This window comes from Streptomyces sp. PL-29 (genome assembly GCF_058344425.1).
The window spans coordinates 1853453-1870443 of record NZ_CP136996.1 but is presented as its reverse complement, the minus strand read 5'-3'; the positions used below and the strand labels follow the sequence as shown (position 1 = coordinate 1870443).

Annotated in this window: 14 protein-coding genes and 2 pseudogenes; 13 read left to right on the top strand and 3 right to left on the bottom strand. The window is 73.6% G+C overall.

Annotated elements, in window-relative coordinates:
- The first annotated feature begins 208 nt into the window (after window positions 1-208).
- The 4 genes and pseudogenes from R4Z63_RS08545 to R4Z63_RS08530 all read left to right on the top strand — a co-directional run bounded on the left by R4Z63_RS08545 (window position 209) and on the right by R4Z63_RS08530 (window position 5424).
- Window positions 209-1273: a C40 family peptidase gene (locus R4Z63_RS08545; protein ID WP_384450237.1), complete on the top strand. Its 1065-nt coding sequence runs from the start codon at window positions 209-211 to the stop codon at window positions 1271-1273.
- Between the two features lie 85 nt (window positions 1274-1358).
- Complete coding sequence (locus R4Z63_RS08540) at window positions 1359-2489, top strand: hypothetical protein (protein WP_384450234.1); 1131 nt, start codon at window positions 1359-1361, stop codon at window positions 2487-2489.
- Window positions 2490-2509: 20 nt separating this feature from the next.
- Window positions 2510-3652, top strand: coding sequence for a glycosyltransferase family 4 protein (locus R4Z63_RS08535; protein ID WP_037927008.1), 1143 nt, complete (start codon window positions 2510-2512; stop codon window positions 3650-3652).
- Window positions 3653-3805: 153 nt separating this feature from the next.
- Window positions 3806-5424, top strand: a pseudogene (locus R4Z63_RS08530) (GMC oxidoreductase).
- A gap of 34 nt (window positions 5425-5458) precedes the next feature.
- Here the strand turns inward: R4Z63_RS08530 and R4Z63_RS08525 are convergent.
- Window positions 5459-7255: an AMP-dependent synthetase/ligase gene (locus R4Z63_RS08525; protein ID WP_384450230.1), complete on the bottom strand. Its 1797-nt coding sequence runs from the start codon at window positions 7253-7255 to the stop codon at window positions 5459-5461.
- A 243-nt stretch (window positions 7256-7498) separates the two neighbouring features.
- Between R4Z63_RS08525 and R4Z63_RS08520 the strand changes: the two are divergent.
- The 6 genes and pseudogenes from R4Z63_RS08520 (at window position 7499) to R4Z63_RS08495 (ending at window position 12580) form a co-directional block, all read left to right on the top strand.
- A pseudogene (locus R4Z63_RS08520) lies at window positions 7499-8327 on the top strand (metallophosphoesterase family protein).
- 135 nt (window positions 8328-8462) lie between these two features.
- The gene (locus tag R4Z63_RS08515) at window positions 8463-8903 is read left to right on the top strand and encodes an SRPBCC family protein (RefSeq protein WP_037926998.1); all 441 of its coding nucleotides are present in this window, start codon (window positions 8463-8465) and stop codon (window positions 8901-8903) included.
- Window positions 8904-9048: 145 nt separating this feature from the next.
- Window positions 9049-10206 carry an ArsA family ATPase gene (locus tag R4Z63_RS08510; protein WP_384450227.1) on the top strand — a complete coding sequence of 386 codons (1158 nt, stop codon included), beginning with the start codon at window positions 9049-9051 and terminating at the stop codon, window positions 10204-10206.
- A gap of 76 nt (window positions 10207-10282) precedes the next feature.
- A complete protein-coding gene (locus R4Z63_RS08505) occupies window positions 10283-10747 on the top strand; it encodes a DUF5304 domain-containing protein (RefSeq protein ID WP_037926995.1) in 465 nt (154 codons plus the stop codon).
- A gap of 61 nt (window positions 10748-10808) precedes the next feature.
- Window positions 10809-11750, top strand: a complete 942-nt coding sequence (locus R4Z63_RS08500) for an ROK family glucokinase (RefSeq protein ID WP_037926992.1) — start codon at window positions 10809-10811, stop codon at window positions 11748-11750.
- 68 nt (window positions 11751-11818) lie between these two features.
- Window positions 11819-12580, top strand: a complete 762-nt coding sequence (locus R4Z63_RS08495; RefSeq protein ID WP_037926989.1) for an endonuclease/exonuclease/phosphatase family protein — start codon at window positions 11819-11821, stop codon at window positions 12578-12580.
- A gap of 127 nt (window positions 12581-12707) precedes the next feature.
- Here R4Z63_RS08495 and R4Z63_RS08490 read toward each other — a convergent pair whose 3' ends face one another.
- Both R4Z63_RS08490 and R4Z63_RS08485 read right to left on the bottom strand, forming a co-directional pair.
- Window positions 12708-13289, bottom strand: coding sequence for a hypothetical protein (locus tag R4Z63_RS08490; protein ID WP_037926986.1), 582 nt, complete (start codon window positions 13287-13289; stop codon window positions 12708-12710).
- The gene (locus tag R4Z63_RS08485) at window positions 13282-14061 is read right to left on the bottom strand and encodes an alpha/beta hydrolase (protein WP_037926983.1); all 780 of its coding nucleotides are present in this window, start codon (window positions 14059-14061) and stop codon (window positions 13282-13284) included. The genes R4Z63_RS08490 and R4Z63_RS08485 overlap by 8 nt, the downstream gene beginning before the upstream one ends.
- Window positions 14062-14232: 171 nt before the next feature.
- Here R4Z63_RS08485 and R4Z63_RS08480 point away from each other — a divergent pair, with 171 nt between their 5' ends.
- From R4Z63_RS08480 to R4Z63_RS08470, 3 genes are read left to right on the top strand one after another with little or no spacing between them, the layout of a single operon-like run.
- Window positions 14233-15000 carry a lysophospholipid acyltransferase family protein gene (locus R4Z63_RS08480; RefSeq protein WP_037926980.1) on the top strand — a complete coding sequence of 256 codons (768 nt, stop codon included), beginning with the start codon at window positions 14233-14235 and terminating at the stop codon, window positions 14998-15000.
- A gap of 38 nt (window positions 15001-15038) precedes the next feature.
- Window positions 15039-16256 (top strand): MacS family sensor histidine kinase, encoded by a 1218-nt coding sequence (macS, locus tag R4Z63_RS08475; protein ID WP_384450222.1) that lies wholly within the window; start codon window positions 15039-15041, stop codon window positions 16254-16256.
- 59 nt (window positions 16257-16315) lie between these two features.
- Window positions 16316-16960, top strand: coding sequence for a response regulator (locus R4Z63_RS08470; protein WP_052031230.1), 645 nt, complete (start codon window positions 16316-16318; stop codon window positions 16958-16960).
- Window positions 16961-16991 lie beyond the last annotated feature (31 nt).

Here is a 16991-nt window from a genome sequence, read left to right as displayed (position 1 = left end):
CGCCCATCCGGGCGAATTCCGCGGCCCCGCTCTGACCCACGCCCCGCCGGTGACCTGCGTCTCCGGCGGGGCGTCGGCGTGTGTGCCCTCCGGCGGTCGTTGGTCGGTGCGTGGTCGCACGGCTACTGTCTGCCAGCGCGGAACCCGGCACACGGCCGTCCACGGGGGGCGGCCCCGGGCCCCGCTCAGCGGAAGGGAGCGGGTGCACGTGGCGTCCCATCGTCGGCCCGGGTTCGGCGGCCTCGACCGGAACCCGAAGGTCACCGTCCTCACCGCCGCCGCGGCGACCGCCGCGGTCGCCATGGCCGCCGCACCCGCGAGCGCGGCCCCGGGCCTCCCGCACGAGCCCGGCGGCGGCACCAGGTCCGGCGTCAGCGCCCAAGTGGACCGGCTCTTCGAGGAGGCCGAGCAGGCCACCGAGCACTTCAACGAGGCGGGCGAGAAGGCCGACAGGCTCCGCGCCGAGGTCAACCGGGCCCAGGACGCCGTCGCCCGCGGCCAGCAGCGCATCAACACCTTGCGCGGCGTCCTCGGCACCTTCGCCGGGGCCCAGTACCGCAGCGGCGGCATCGACCCCGCCGTCGGGCTGATGCTCGCCGAGGACCCCGACGCCTACCTGGAACAGGCCGCGGCCCTGGACCGGCTGACCGAGCGCCAGGCCCGGCAGCTCCACGAACTGCGCCAGGAACAGCGCCGGCTCGGGCAGGTGCGGGCGGAGGCCTCCCACAAACTCGCCGAACTCGACGCCCTGCGCTCCGACGTCGCCCGCCACAAGCGCTCCGTCACCGCGAAGCTCGCCGCGGCCCAGCGGCTGCTCAACTCCATGCCGTCCGAGGAGCGGGCCGACTTCGAGCGCTCCTCGCGCTCCGGCGGGCGCCACGAAACGCTGCCGGATTTGGGCCCCGCCGGCGGCGGAGGCCCCTCCTCCGGCCGCGCCGCGGCCGCCGTGATGGCTGCCCGGGCCGCCGTCGGCCGCCCGTACGTGTGGGGCTCCACCGGCCCCTCCGGCTTCGACTGCTCCGGGCTGATGGTCTGGTCCTACCGGCAGGCGGGCGTCTCGCTGCCGCGGACCTCGCAGGCCCAGCGGCACGCGGGGCGGCAGGTGCCGCTCTCGCAGGCCCGCCCGGGCGACCTCGTGACGTACCGGTCCGACGCCAGCCACGTCGGCATGTACGTCGGCAACGGCCAGGTGGTCCACGCCCCCTATCCCGGGGCGCGGGTGCGCTACGACCCGGTCGGGATGATGCCGGTGTCGGCGGTGACCCGCCCCTGACCCCGCGGGCGGCGGCCCCCCGCCGCCCTTCCGTCCGCCGCCCTCCCCTCCCCGCCGTCCGGGGCGGCCTGCGTACGATCGGCGGATGCTCCCCGTCCGCCGCCCGCCGCGCCTCCTGCCGCTCGTGCTGCTCCTGCTGTGCGCGCTGCCGGTCGCCTGCGGCCCGCGGCCGGCCGGGACCGCCGACACCACCGGCCGGGACGTCCGCCGGGCCGTCGCCGACTGGTCCCGGTCGGTGCCCGAGCGGCTCGCCGGGATCCCGCTGGCCGACTGGTCGTACACGGTCTCCGCGGTGCGGCGCGACGGCGACCGGGCCGTCGCCACGGCCCGGCTGCGCTACCGGCTGGCCGGTCACGACACCGCCCCCGAGGAGTCGGCGCGCGAGGTGGAGCTGGCCCGGGAGGGCGGCACCTGGCGGGTGAGCGCCGACCGGCCCGCGCCGGGCGCCCTGCCGCAGCTGTGGGACCAGGGCCCGGTCTCGGTGGCCACCGGCACCTACTCCCTGGTGCTCGGCGGAGCCGGCCAGGGCGCCGGGACGCTGCGGGAGGTCGCCGCCGAGGCCGACCGGGCGGTGCCCGCCGCGCGTGCCGCCTGGCCCGGTCCGTGGGCGGGGCGGGTGGTCGTCCTGGTCCCCGGCTCCCTCGACGCGATGGCGCGGCTGCTGGGCCGTTCCGCCGACACCTACCGGGGGCTGGGCGCCGTCACCACCGGCCGGGCGGGCCCGGGCCCGGGCCCCGCGGACCGGGTCGTGCTCAATCCGGAGGGGTACGCCGGGCTGGGTGCGGAGGGCCGGCGGATCATCCTGACCCACGAGGTCACGCACGTGGCCACGCGCGCCGCGACCTCCGCCACCACCCCCCAGTGGCTCTCCGAGGGCTTCGCGGACTGGGCGGCGTACCGGGGTGCCTCCACGCCCCCCGTGCAGGCCGCCCCGGCGCTCGCCCGGGCGGTGCGGCGCGGCGAACTGCCGGGGGACCTGCCCCGGACGGAGGACTTCGCCTTCGGCGGCGACCCGGAGGCGGCCGCGCGGGCCTACGAGGGGGCGTGGCTGGCCTGCCGGCTGATCGCGGCCGAATGGGGCGAGGAGGCCCTGGTGGACCTGTACGGGCGGGCGGGCCGCGAACCGCTGGAGACCGCGCTGCCGACCGCCCTCGGGGTGGACCGGGCGGAGCTGTCGAAGGCCTGGCGGGAGTTCCTTCGCGAGGAACTGCGCTGAGCGGGTACTGTCGGCAGGCGATGCACAAGACCCTGATCGTGACCAACGACTTCCCGCCGCGACCGGGCGGCATCCAGGCCTTCCTCCACAACATGGCGCTGCGACTGGATCCCGACCGGGTCGTCGTCTACGCCTCCACGTGGAAGCACGGCGCGGAGGGCCGTGAGGCCACCGCGGCCTTCGACGCCGAGCAGCCGTTCCAGGTGGTCCGCGATCGTACGACGATGCTGCTGCCGACCCCGCGGGTGACGCGGCGCGCCGTCGGCCTGTTGCGCGAACACGGCTGCGAGTCGGTGTGGTTCGGGGCCGCCGCCCCGCTCGGCCTGATGGGCCCGGCGTTGCGGCGGGCCGGTGCCCGGCGGATCGTGGCCACCACCCACGGGCACGAGGCGGGCTGGGCCCAGCTGCCGGCCGCGCGCGGGCTGCTGCGGCGGATCGGCGAGGGCACGGACACCCTCACGTACCTGGGGGAGTACACGCGGTCCCGGATCGCCTCGGCGGTCACCGGCCGGGCGGCGGCGCGGATGGTCCAACTCCCGCCGGGCGTCGACGAGAAGACCTTCCACCCGGGGTCGGGGGGCGACGGGGTCCGGGCCCGGCTCGGCCTGACGGACCGGCCCGTGGTGGTGTGCGTGTCACGGCTGGTCCCGCGCAAGGGCCAGGACACGTTGATCGAGTCCATGCCGAGAATCCTCGCCGCGGTCCCCGACGCCGTGCTGCTGGTCGTCGGCGGCGGACCGTACGAGTCGGACCTGCGCGCGCTGGCCGAGTCCACGGGCGTGGCCCGGTCGGTGGTCTTCACGGGAGCCGTCCCGTGGTCCGAACTCCCCGCGCACTACGGCGCGGGCGACGTCTTCGCCATGCCCTGCCGGACCCGGCGGGGCGGTCTCGACGTGGAGGGGCTCGGCATCGTCTACCTGGAGGCCTCGGCGACGGGCCTGCCGGTGGTCGCGGGCGATTCCGGCGGCGCGCCGGACGCGGTGCTGGACGGCGAGACGGGCTGGGTGGTGCGGGGCGGTGCCCCCGAGGAGGCCGCGGACCGGATCGTGGCCCTGCTCCGGGACCCGGACCTGCGCGCCCGCATGGGCGAGCGGGGCCGCGCCTGGGTCGAGGAGAAGTGGCGCTGGGACCTCCTGGCGTCCCGCCTGCGCGAGCTGTTGTAGCCCGCGGCGGCCGGGAGGGGCCCGGAGCCGCCGGGAGAGGCCGGCGGCGGCCGGGAGGAACCGGGCGGAGTCGTTTCCCACGCCTGACTGTTCCTCGGATGTCTGTCAACACCGCGTCTGGGCGGACGGCCCGAATCCGCTCATGATGCGGCCATGACACCCAACCTGACACGTCGTCAAATGCTGGGTCTCGGCGCGCGTTCTCGACCGCCGCCGCGCTCGGCTTCACACGGATCGGGGCGGCCTCCGCCGCCGCCGTCGAGCCCGCCGCCACTCCCTACGCCCCCGCCGTCGTGGTCGGGTCCGGCTACGGATCCGCCGTCGCCGCCCTGCGGCTCGGGCAGGCGGGCGTGCGGACCGTCGTCCTGGAGATGGGCCGGCTGTGGGACACCCCCGGGCCCGACGGCAAGGTCTTCCCCTCCACCTCCGCCCCCGACCACCGCTCCATGTGGTTCCGCACCCGCACCGAGGCCCCGCTCGCGCAGTTCCTCTGGCTGGACGTGGTCAACCGGGACATCAGCCCGTACCCCGGCGTCCTGGACCGCGTGAACTACGGCGGCATGTCCGTCTACGTGGGGCGCGGCGTCGGCGGCGGTTCCCTCGTCAACGGCGGCATGGCCCCCACGCCCAGGCGGTCGTACTTCACCGAGGTCTTCCCCGGGGTGGACGCCGACGAGATGTACGGCACGTACTTCCCGCGCGCCCGCGCCATGCTCGGCGTGAACGACATCGACCCGGCCTGGTTCGAGTCCACCGAGTGGTACCGCTTCGCCCGGATCTCCCGCAAGCACGCCCGCAACACCGGTCTGCGGACCGTCTTCGTGCCCAACGTCTACGACTTCGCCCACATGAAGCGCGAGGCCGCCGGCACGGCGCCCCGCTCGGCACTGGCCGGAGAGGTCATCTACGGCAACAACCACGGGAAGAAGAGCGTCGACAAGACCTACCTCGCCGCCGCCATCGGTACCGGCAACGTCACCATCGAGACCATGCAGCGCGTGGTCGGGGTGCGGCCCGACCCCGCGGGCGGGTACGTGCTGACGGTCCGGACCAGCGACGTGACGGGGAAGGTCACCCAGGTCCGCGAACTCGGCTGCCGACAGCTCTTCCTCGGCGCCGGCAGCCTGGGAACCACCGAGATCCTGCTGCGGGCCCGTGAGACCGGCGCCCTGCCCGCGCTCAGTGAGCAGGTCGGGCGCGGCTGGGGCCCGAACGGCAACGTCATGACCGCCCGCGCCAACCACCTCTGGGACACGGTCGGCGCCCACCAGGCCACCATGCCCGCCCTGGGCATCGACGACTGGGACAACGCCGCACACCCGGTCTTCGCCGAGATCGCCCCGCTCCCGATGGGCCTCGAACACTGGATCTCGATGTACCTGGCCATCACCAGGAACCCGGAGCGCGGGTACTTCACCTACGACGCGGCCACCGACTCCGCACGCCTGAACTGGCGGCGGGACCAGAACACGCCCGCGGTCAACGCGGCGAAGAGCCTCTTCGACCGCATCAACCGGCGCAACTTCACGATCTACCGCTACGACCTGTTCGGCGGGAACCGGGCCTTCGCCGACGACTTCACCTACCACCCGTTGGGCGGCTGCGTCCTCGGGGACGCGACCGACGCCTACGGGCGGGTCAAGGGCTATCAGGGGCTCTACGTGGTGGACGGCTCCCTGGTGCCGGGGTCGCTCGGCGTGAACCCGTTCGTCACCATCACCGCCCTCGCCGAGCGGAACATGGCCCGGATCCTCACCGCCGACCCCCGCTGACCACGGCCTCGGCCGCGGGCCCGCCGAGGCGGGATCAGCCGCGGTAGAGCGCCTCGATCTCGTCCGCGTAGTCCTTCGCCACCACGTTGCGCTTGAGCTTCAGCGACGGCGTGATGTGTCCCGACTCCTCCGTGAACTGGGAGGGCAGAATGCGGAATTTCCGCACCGATTCCGCCTTGGAGACCGCCGCGTTGCCGTCGTCGATCGCCTTCTGGACGGCGGCGATGAGGTCCGCGTCCTCGCGCAGCTCCGCCGCCGTGACCCCGGCCGGCTTGCCGTTCTCCGCCGCCCAGCGGCCCAGGAACTCCTCGTCGATGGTCACCAGAGCGGCCACGAAGGGCCTCGCGTCGCCGACCACCATGCATTCGGCGACCAGCGCGTGCGCCCGGATCCGGTCCTCGATCACCGCGGGGGCCACGTTCTTGCCGCCCGCCGTGACGATGAGCTCCTTCTTGCGGCCGGTGATCGTCAGGTAGCCGTCCTCGTCGAGGGTGCCGACGTCGCCGGTGTGGAACCAGCCGTCGGTCAGCGCCTCGGCGGTCGCCGCCTCGTTGTTCCAGTAGCCGGTGAAGATCTGCTCGCCGTGCAGCAGCACCTCGCCGTCGTCCGCGATGCGCACCACGGAGCCCGGCATCGGCTGGCCCACCGTGCCGATCTTCTGCTTGTCCCACGGGTTGAAGGTGGTCGCTGCGCAGGACTCGGTCAGGCCGTAGCCCTCCAGGACCGTGAAGCCGATGCCGCGGAAGAAGTGGCCGAGGCGCTCGCCCAGCGGCGCGCCGCCGGAGATCGCGTATTCGCCGCGCCCGCCGAGGACCGCGTGCAGCTTGCTGTAGACCAGCTTCGAGAAGATCTTGTGCTTGAGCTTCAGCCCGAACGACGGGCCGCGCGGGGTGTCCAGCGCGCGGCTGTAGGCGATGGCCGTGTCGGCCGCCGCGTCGAAGATCTTCCCCTTGCCCTCGGCCTGCGCCTTGGCGCGCGCCGAGTTGTAGACCTTCTCGAAGACCCGGGGGACGCCGAGGATCAGAGTGGGGCGGAAGGACTGCAGCTCGTCGGTGAGGTTCTTGATGTCCGGTACGCAGCCCAGGCGGATCGGCGCCAGTACGGCCGCCACCTCCACCAGGCGCCCGAAGACGTGCGCGGCCGGCAGGAACAGCAGCACCGAGCACTCACCGGTCTTGAACAGCGGGCTCAGCCGCTCCACCGCGTTGCCGCACTCCGCGAAGAAGTTGCGGTGGGTCAGCACACAGCCCTTGGGGCGGCCGGTGGTGCCCGAGGTGTAGACGATGGTGGCCGGGTCGTCGGCGTTCGCCAGACTGCTGCGCTCCTCGACCTCGGCGTCGGTGACGGCCGCGCCCGCGGCCCTCAGCGCCTCCACCGCCCCCTGCTCGATCTCCCAGACCTCGCGCAGCTCCGGCAGGCGGTCACGCAGCGAGGCCACGGCCTCGCCGTGCCCGGGGCCCTCCACGACCACGGCGACCGCGCCGGAGTCGCCGAGGATCCACTGGATCTGCTCGGGGGAGCTCGTCTCGTACACGGGGACGGTGACGCCGCCCGCGCTCCAGATCGCGAAGTCGATGAGCACCCACTCGTAGCGGGTGCGGGAGATCAGGGCGACGCGGTCGCCGGGGCGGACGCCCGCCGCGATCAGACCCTTGGCCGTGGCGCGGACCTCGGCCAGGAACTCGGTCGCCGTCACGTCCTGCCACCGGCCGCCGGCCTTGCGGCTCATCACGGCGGTGTCTGGGTGCTGAGCGGCATTGCGGCGGATGAGATCCGTCAGGTTCCCGTCCGACGGGACCTCGTACAGGGCCGGAAGGCTGAACTCGCGCAAGACTGCTGCTCCTCTGGGCGCCATCGCCACCATGTGGACCGACCGGACGTTACCCACCGGTAGTGGGTTCCCGATAGAGGGAACCGGCCAGATGTTCCGTGCGTCACATTCTGCACTCACGGGGTCCGGCCCCGACTCGCCGACAGTAGTCGACCCCTCCGGAGACTCGGAAGTAACCGCAGGTAGGCCGACCTTTCACACCGCCACTACCCGGCCCTCACCAGTGCCCCTAGGGTGGTGCGCATGGCTGGCAGCAAGCGGGACGGGAACGTCGGCGGCGCGAGCGGATCGAGCCGCACCCGGGTCCACGTCGTGAGCGACGTGCACGGCAACACCGAAGCCCTCGCCAGCCCTCGCCCGCGCCGGCGACGGCGCCGACGCCCTGATCTGCCTCGGCGACCTCGTCCTCTTCCTCGACTACGCCGACCACTCACGCGGGATCTTCCCCGACCTGTTCGGCGTCGAGAACGCCGACCTCATCGTCGAGCTGCGCAACCAGCGCCGCTTCGAAGAGGCTCGCGCCCTCGGCCGGCGGCTGTGGGCGGGCCTCGACCGCGAGCAGATGATCGAAAACGCCGTACGCCGCCAGTACGCGGAGATGTTCGCCGCCTTCCCCCGGCCCACCTACGCCACCTACGGAAACGTCGACATCCCGACGCTGTGGCCCGAGTACGCCGACCGCCACGGCCTGACCGTGCTCGACGGGCAGCGCGCGGAGATCGCGGGCCGCATCTTCGGCTTCGTCGGCGGTGGTCTGCCCTCGCCCATGCGCACCCCCTACGAAGTGGACGTGGAGGAGTACGCCGCCAAGGTCGAGGCGCTCGGCGAGGTCGACGTGCTGTGCTCGCACATCCCGCCGGAGGTGCCCGAGCTCTGCTACGACACCGTCGCACGCCGCTTCGAACGCGGCAGCGAGGCCCTGCTGGCCGCCATCCGTCGCACCCGGCCCCGCTACGCCCTCTTCGGCCACGTCCACCAGCCGCTGGTCCGGCGGATGCGGATCGGCGCCACCGAGTGCGTGAACGTCGGACACTTCGCCTCGACCGGCCGCCCCTGGGCCATGGAGTGGTGAGAACCGGCCTGATCCATGCGGCCCGCACCCGGACCGCCCGACCACTGGAGTGGCCGCGTCCGCACGCGCGGTAGCCTTCACGCGGCGGCCGGAGGCCGTACACATCCTCGAACAATCTCCGGAGGAGCGACCGCGATGGCGGAACACACCAGCTCAAGCATCACGATCGATGCCGCGCCCGGCGACGTGATGGCCGTGATCGCCGACTTCGCCCGCTACCCCGAGTGGACCGGCGAGGTGAAGGAGGCCGAGGTCCTCGCCACCGACGCCGGGGGCCGGGCCGAGAAGGTCCGGTTGCTGCTCGACGCGGGCGCGATCAAGGACGACCACACCCTCGCCTACACCTGGAAGGGCACCGACGAGGTCAGCTGGACCCTGGACAAGTCCCAGATGCTGCGCCAGCTCGACGGCTCTTACCGGCTGGTCCCGGTGGACGGCGGCACGCGCACCGAGGTCACCTACCAGCTGACCGTCGACGTCAAGATCCCCATGCTCGGAATGATCAAGCGCAAGGCCGAGAAGGTCATCATCGACCGCGCCCTGGCGGGCCTGAAGAAGCGCGTCGAGTCCGTCTGATCCCGACCGGGTCGATCCCGACCGGGCACCCGAGTCCGACCGAGCACCCAGGGGTGGTGCCGCGCCCGGCCCGGCGCGGCACCACCCGCGGGTTCCCGCCGCAGCCCCGCGCGGCGGCGCACCCCACCGATCCGGAGCACCGCACATGCACACCTTGCTCATCACCGGCCCCGGCGGGTCCGGGCGGACCACCGTGGCGGCCGCCACCGCCCTCGCCGCGGTCCGGAGGGGCCGGCGGGTGCAGCTGCTCTCCGGCGATCCGGCCGACCCGCTCGCCGAACTCCTCGGCGACCCGCTCCCGCCCGGCCTGAGCATCGCCAGGGTGGACTCCGGCCAGGAGTTCCGCGACGAACTCGTCGCCCTCCAGGAACGCGGATCCGCTCTCCTCTCCATGGTCGGCGCCCGGCCGCTGGGCGCCGAGGAACTGACCGAACTGCCCGGATCCGAACAGTTCGCCCTGCTCCGCGCCCTGCGCCGGGCCGCCTCCGCACCCGCCACCGACCTCGTCGTCGTCGACCTGCCCCCGCTCCACCAGGCCGTGGCCACCCTCGCCCTCCCCGCCCAGCTGCGCCGCTACCTCGCCCGCCTGCTCCCCGCCGAGAAGCAGGCCGCCCGCGCCCTGCGCCCCGTACTGGCGCAGCTGGCCGGCGTGCCCATGCCCGCCCAGTGGCTCTACGAGGCCGCCGCGCACTGGGACGAGGAGCTGGCAGCCGTCCAGGCCGTCGTCGAGGCCGACACCACCGAAGTGCGCCTGGTCGCCGAGCCCGGCCCGGCCGCCGCCGACGCGCTGCGCCTCGGCCGCCTCGGCCTCGCCCTCCAGCAGCTGCCGGTCTCCGCCGTCGTCGCCAACCGGATGGTCCCGCACGGCTCCGCAGACCCCTGGCTCGCCGGGCTCGCCGCCCAGCAGGAGAAGTACGCCGCCGAGTGGGCCGGCGACAGCCCCGTCGTCGCCCTCGCCCACCTCGGCCCCGCCCCCCAGGGCCAGGACGACCTCGACCGGCTCGCCGCCGCCGGCGGACTCCTCCCGGACGCGGCCGCACCCCGCCGGGCCTGGACCGTCGAGGACCGGCTCGCCGACGACGGCGTCCTCGTCTGGGTGGTTCCGCTGCCCGGCGCGCACAAACGCGACCTCGATCTCGTCCGCCGCGGCGACGAGCTGCTGCTCACCGCGGGCCCGTACCGCAGGATCGTTCCACTGCCCCCGGTACTGCGCCGCTGCACCGTCTCCGGTGCCTCCCTCACCGGGGGCGAGCTCCGCATCCGCTTCACCCCGGACCCCGACCTGTGGCCCCGTGCGCGCTGAACCGGATACCCCCGTTCGGGTACCGTCGAAGGGAGACAGCACGCACGCCCAGCAGCCGCCCGCAGGAGAGTCCGCCATGAGCGAGGCCACCGACCGTCCCACCGACGACGACGCCTGGGCCAAGGCCTGTGCCGAGGACCTCGCCGCCGAGAAGGAGCGCCTGCGCGGGCAGGAGCGATCCGGCTCCGGAGCCACCGGGACGGCCGCCGAAGAGCTCTTCAGGCTCTTCGAGGCAGTCGCCGACAAGGTCTCCGGGCTGAACAACCCGCTCTTCGGCGCCGCCGCACAGGGGGCGGTCCGCCAGATCGTCGACCAGGCGAAGACCGCCGCGAAGCCCGTCGTCGAACGCAACCCCGAGGTCTTCGACCACCTCGCGGCCGCCGGATCCGAGCTGCTCGCCGCCTATCGCTCCGCCGTCGAGGGCCACGAGGGCCGCTGGACCCGGGGCGAGACCCGGGGGCCCCGGAGGGCGTCCGACGACCGCGACCCCCGCGGGGACGGCCCCGACGAAGGTCCCGCCGAGCGGATCGATCTCGACTGAACCCCCGGCGCCCTCGGGTACCGTTGGCCGTGGCGGGGCTTGACCGGAAACCGAGGGACTAATGGGACTCACCATCGGCGTCGACATCGGCGGCACGAAGATCGCGGCCGGCGTGGTCGACGAAGAGGGCACGATCCTTGAGACGTACAAGGTGCCCACCCCGCCGACCGCGGACGGAGTGACGGAGGCCATCTGCGCCGCCGTCTCCGAGGTCAGCAGCAACCACACCATCGAGGCCGTCGGTATCGGCGCCGCCGGATACGTGGACGACAAGCGCGCGACCGTCCTCTTCGCGCCGAACATCAACTGGCGCCACGAGCCGCTCAAGGACAAGGTCGAGCAGCGCATCGGGCTGCCCGTCGTCGTCGAGAACGACGCGAACTGCGCCGCCTGGGGCGAATACCGCTTCGGCGCCGGCCAGGGGCACGACGACGTCATCTGCATCACGCTCGGCACCGGCCTGGGCGGCGGCATCATCATCGGCAACAAGCTGCGGCGCGGACGCTTCGGCGTCGCCGCCGAGTTCGGCCACATCCGGGTCGTCCCGGACGGCCTGCTGTGCGGCTGCGGCAGCCAGGGCTGCTGGGAGCAGTACGCCTCCGGGCGCGCCCTCGTCCGCTACGCCAAGCAGCGCGCCAACGCCACCCCCGAGCACGCGACGATCCTGCTCGGGCTCGGCGACGGCACCCCCGAGGGCATCGAGGGCAAGCACATCAGCGAAGCCGCCCGGCGGGGCGACCTCGTCGCCGTCGACGCCTTCCGCGAGCTGGCCCGCTGGGCCGGAGCGGGGCTGGCCGACCTGGCTTCCCTCTTCGACCCGTCCGCCTTCATCGTCGGCGGCGGTGTCTCCGACGAGGGCGACCTGGTGCTCGACCCGATCCGCAAGTCCTTCAAGCGCTGGCTGGTCGGCGGCGCCTGGCGCCCGCACGCCCAGGTCCTCGCCGCGCAGCTCGGCGGCAGGGCCGGGCTCGTCGGCGCGGCCGACCTGGCCCGCCAGGGCTGACCTCTGCCACCCCGGCCGCCCGCCGCGCCCCCTGGGGGAGCGGCGGGCGGCTGCGTATCGTGCCGTCCATGGACCAGTCGCCCCGCCCGCTGCCGAAGTCCCGTACGGAGCCCGACGGTTCCGCCGTGATCCGGGTGCTCAGCTACAACATCCGCTCGCTGCGCGACGACGAGGAGGCGCTGGTCCGGGTGATCCGGGCCTGCGAGCCGGACCTGGTCCTCGTCCAGGAAGCGCCCCGGTTCTTCCGCTGGCGCAAGCACGCGGCGCGCCTCGCCGCCCGGTGCGACCTGGTGGTACTGGGCGGCGGCGCGACGGCGACCGGGCCGCTGCTGCTGTGCTCGCTGCGGGTCTTCGTGGAGCGGACGCAGGACGTGCTGCTGCCGCACAGGCCCGGTCTGCACCGCCGGGGCCTGGCCACCGCGGTCGTGCGCATCGGCGGCGTGCGGCTGGGCGTGGTCTCGGCGCACCTGTCCCTGGACCGGGCGGAGCGGCGGGACCAGGCGGACCTCCTCCTCGACCGGCTCGCGGCGCTGGACACCCCCTACGGGATCGCCGCGGCCGACGTGAACGAGGGGCCGGCCGGTCCCGCCTTCCGGCGGCTCGCCGGCGCACTGCAGGACTGCTGGTCGGTGGCGCCGTGGGGCGGGGAGCGGACCTTCCCGGCGGCGGCTCCGGACCGGCGGATCGACGCGGTCTTCGCCACGGCGGATGCCCAGGTGCTGGCCTGCGGTGTTCCTGCGGGGCTGGCCGGGGTCTCGGCCACGGACCTGCGGTCCGCCACGGACCACCTGCCCGTCCTGGCGGCACTGCGGCTGCCGGCCGCGCCGTAGCCGGGCGGTCCGGGTACGGCGCCGTTGCGCCGGTGCTGCTCCCGTGACCCCGCGCCCCGATCCTCGGCGGGGCCGAAACCGCGGGGTGCCCTCCCCGGGCACCGCGGCCCCCGCGCTCCCCGGCCGGTCAGACGACCGCGCCGCGGCCCGGGTCGTCGTCCTCGTCGTCGCCGTGCTGCATGCGGGCCACCAGCGTCGCGAACCCGCCCAGGAAGCCGCCGATGCCCAGCGTCGTCAGCCACCAGGTCATCTCCCACTGCAGCAGCACCGCCAGCAGCAGGAGCACCGGGCCGCCGATCACCGCCAGCCACGCGAACTTCGCCGTCGTGTCCGCGGGCGGGAGCTCCGGCTCCGGCTGGACGAAATGGCCCTCGTCCGCCGGGGTCAGGTCGTCGTCCCCGGGCTCCGCCAGCGAGTGGTCCCGGGGACCCGCCATGCCCACGCCCGGGGCGAAGACCACCGAGCTGCCCAGTGCGGGCGCCGGCGGTGCGGGCGGTTCCGGCTCGGACCCGGTCCCGGCGTCCGGGCCGGGCTCCGGGGGCAGCGGCTTGACGTCCTCCTCCGGCAGCAGGAGGTTCTCGATCGGCCGGAACGGCCTGGACCCCGGCGGGTCCGGCGGTTCCTGCCCGTACCCGGCCACGATCGCGGCCCACGCCGCTTCCTCGTCCAGCGGCGGGATACCGCCCGACTGCTCCTCGTGCTCAGCCACCGGCCTCCGCCCCCTCCCTGCCCACGCTCTCCGCCAGTCGGCCGACGAACGCAAAACTGTCCGCGAAGATCCGCTCCGCGTCATGGTCCAACGTCGCGACGTGGTAGCTCTGTTCCAGCAGGGTCTCCGTCACGTCCGTCGACGAGACCCGGGCGAGCACCCGCGCCGAGTCGGCCGGCGGCACGACGTGGTCCTGCGGACTGTGCAGCAGCAGCAGCGGCTGGGTCACCTGCGGCAGCTCGGCGTCCACCAGCTGCAGGAACTTCCGCAGCGAGTGCGCGGCCCGGGTCGGGACCCGGTCGTAGCCGACCTCCACCGAGCCCGGCTTCGCGATGTCACTGGCGATGCCCGGCGTCGACCGGATGAGGTGCTGGGCCACGGGGAGGGCGAAGGCCAGCGGGTCGTGCACCTTGTTGGCCGGGTTGACCAGCACGATGCCGCTGATGGCGTCCCCGTGCTTGGCCGCCAGCCGCAGGGTCAGCGCGCCGCCCATCGACAGTCCGAAGACGAACACCTGCGTGCACCGCTCCAGCAGCTCGCGCAGGGCGCGGTCCACCTCGGCGTACCAGTCCTGCCACCCGGTGAGCTGCATGTCCTGCCAGCGCGTCCCGTGCCCGGGCAGCAGCGGCAGCGACACCGTCAGGCCCCGCCCGGCGAGGTACTCGGCCCAGGGACGGAGGGACTGCGGGGAACCGGTGAAGCCGTGGCAGAGAAGGACGCCGACCTCTCCGCCCTCGTGGCGGAACGGCTCGGCTCCAGGGAGGACGGGCACCAGGGGTCTCCTTGATCATGACGTACGTCGGGCGGGTGCGTTGCTCTGTGTGACTTCACCGTACGCGACCGGGGTGGCACCGGCCAGGGTCGTCGGGCCCCTGTCGGCGGGGGCACGGGATAAGGTCTGTTCGACAGACACAGGAAGGCTTTCGAGTTGATCTACGGCGCAATGAAGTTCTCCATCGGCGGTTCGCTGAAACTCGCGTTCAGGCCGTGGGTGGAGGGCCTCGAGAACATTCCCGCGGAGGGGCCGGCGATCCTCGCGAGCAACCACCTGTCCTTCTCCGACTCGTTCTTCCTGCCGGCCGTACTGGACCGGAAGGTGACCTTCATCGCGAAGGCGGAGTACTTCACCTCCCCCGGGGTCAAGGGCAAGCTGACCGCCGCGTTCTTCAAGGGCGTCGGCCAGCTCCCGGTGGACCGCTCCGGCGCCCGCGGCGCCGGCGAGGCAGCCATCAGGAGCGGTATCGAGGTCATCGAACGCGGTGAACTGTTCGGTATCTACCCCGAGGGCACGCGTTCACCCGACGGACGCCTCTACCGCGGCAAGCCCGGCGGCCTGGCCCGCGTGGCCCTGGCCACCGGCGCGCCCGTGATCCCCGTGGCGATGATCAACACGGAGAAGATCCAGCCGCCCGGCAAGGTCATCCCCAAGCTCATGCGCCCCGGCATCCGGATCGGCAAGCCGCTGGACTTCAGCCGCTACCACGGCATGGACGGCGACCGCTTCATCCTGCGTTCGGTGACCGACGAGGTCATGTACGAGATCATGAAGCTTTCCGGTCAGGAGTACGTCGACATCTACGCGACGGCGGCCAAGCGCCAGATCGCCGACGCGGAGAAGGCGGCCAAGGAAGCCGAGAAGGCGGCCAGGGCGGAGAAGGCCGACCGGGCCGACAAGGGCGACAAGAGCGGCACGGCCGACAGCGGCGAGTAGCGGCAGGCGGTACCGCCCGTCAGGGGGGGGTGGGGGAGATGGCGAAACGCGAACGCGTCGTACGCATGTCGGTCGAGCAGCCGCTCTGGCGCGCCCTGACCGCGTACCGGCTGCTGACCATGCTCTACGCGGTGCTGCTGTTCGCCTCGGCGTACCGGCAGTTCCCGCACCCCTGGCCCGCCGCCGGCTACCTCGCGGTCCTCGCCCTGTGGACGCTCGCCACCTTCCGCAGGGTCTCCAGCGCCGCGAGCTGCACCAAGGGCTTCCTCGTCGCGGACCTCACCGTCGCGATCGTCGGGATCCTGCTGACGCCGCTCGTGGACAGCCACGAGCGGATCGTCGGCGGCGGCCCGACCCTCCCCACCATCTGGACGGCGGGCGCGGTCCTCGGCTTCGCCATCAAGGGCGGCTGGCGCTGGGCCTGCTTCGCCTCCACCCTGGTGGCGATGGCCAACATCCTCATCCACAGCGGCCAGCCCACCCGGGACACCCTGCACAACGTCCTGCTGGTCTGGGTCGCCTCGGTGGCCATCGGCTACGTCGTCGAGGTCGCCCGGGCCAGCGAGAACACCCTCGCCCGCGCCCTGGAGATCGAAGCCGCCACCCGCGAGCGCGAGCGCCTCGCCCGCGACATCCACGACGGTGTCCTCCAGGTCCTGGCCATGGTCCAGCGCCGCGGCTTCGAACTGGGTGGAGAGGCGGAGGAGCTCGGCAGGATGGCGGGGGAGCAGGAGGTGGCACTGCGCACGCTCGTCTCCAGCGGTCTGGTGCAGCCCTCCCGGGTCTCCCGCGACGAGTCGCGCGGCGCGCTGGTGGACGCCTACGAGGACGACGTGCCCGGCGCGGACGGCGAGGAACTCGACCTGCGCACGCTCCTCGCGCCGCACGCCGGCTCCCGGGTGAGCTTCGCCGAGCCGGGCACCCCGGTCCCGCTGCCGGTACCGGCAGCGAAGGAGCTGGCGGCGGCCGTGGGCGCCGCCCTCGACAACGTGCGCAAGCACGCCGGGGAAGGGGCCAGGGCGTGGATCCTGGTCGAGGACTGGGGCGACGAGGTGATAGTGACCGTCCGCGACGACGGCCCCGGCATCCCGGCGGGCCGCCTCGACCAGGCGGAGGGCGAGGGCCGTATGGGAGTGGCCCTCTCCATCCGCGGCCGGCTGCGTGACCTCGGCGGCAGCGCCGATCTGGTGTCCGTCCCCGGGCAGGGCACCGAAGTGGAACTGAAGGTACCCAGGGGCAGGACGGACAAGAAGTGAGCGAGCGAACCGACGTGAACGACCCGCAGCAGCCGCAGCAGCACCGCGACATCAGGGTGATGGTCGTCGACGACCACCCGATGTGGCGCGACGCCGTGGCTCGCGACCTGGCCGCCGCCGGCCTCGACGTGGTGGCCACCGCCGGCGACGGCCCCGAGGCGGTACGCCGGGCCCGCGCGGTCACCCCCGACGTCCTGGTCCTCGACCTCAACCTCCCCGGAATGCCGGGCGTGCAGGTCTGCAAGGAGCTGGTCGGCGCCCACCCGGCGCTGCGGGTGCTGGTCCTGTCGGCCAGCGGTGAGCACGCGGACGTGCTGGAGGCGGTGAAGTCCGGCGCGACCGGCTATCTGCTGAAGTCCGCGGGCGCGGGGGAGCTGATCGACGCCGTCCGCCGCACGGCCGCCGGGGACCCGGTGTTCACCCCGGGCCTGGCCGGCCTGGTGCTCGGTGAGTACCGGCGCCTGGCCACCGATCCGGCGCCGACCGCCTCCGACGAGCCGAAGGCGCCGCAGCTGACCGACCGCGAGACCGAGGTGCTGCGGCTGGTGGCCAAGGGGTTGTCGTACAAGCAGATCGCGGAGCGGCTGGTCATCTCCCACCGCACCGTGCAGAACCACGTCCAGAACACCCTGGGCAAGCTGCAGTTGCACAACCGGGTGGAGCTCGTGCGGTACGCGATAGAGGCGGGCCTCGACGACGCCTGAGGGCCGTGCGCGCGACCGTCGATCGTACTTA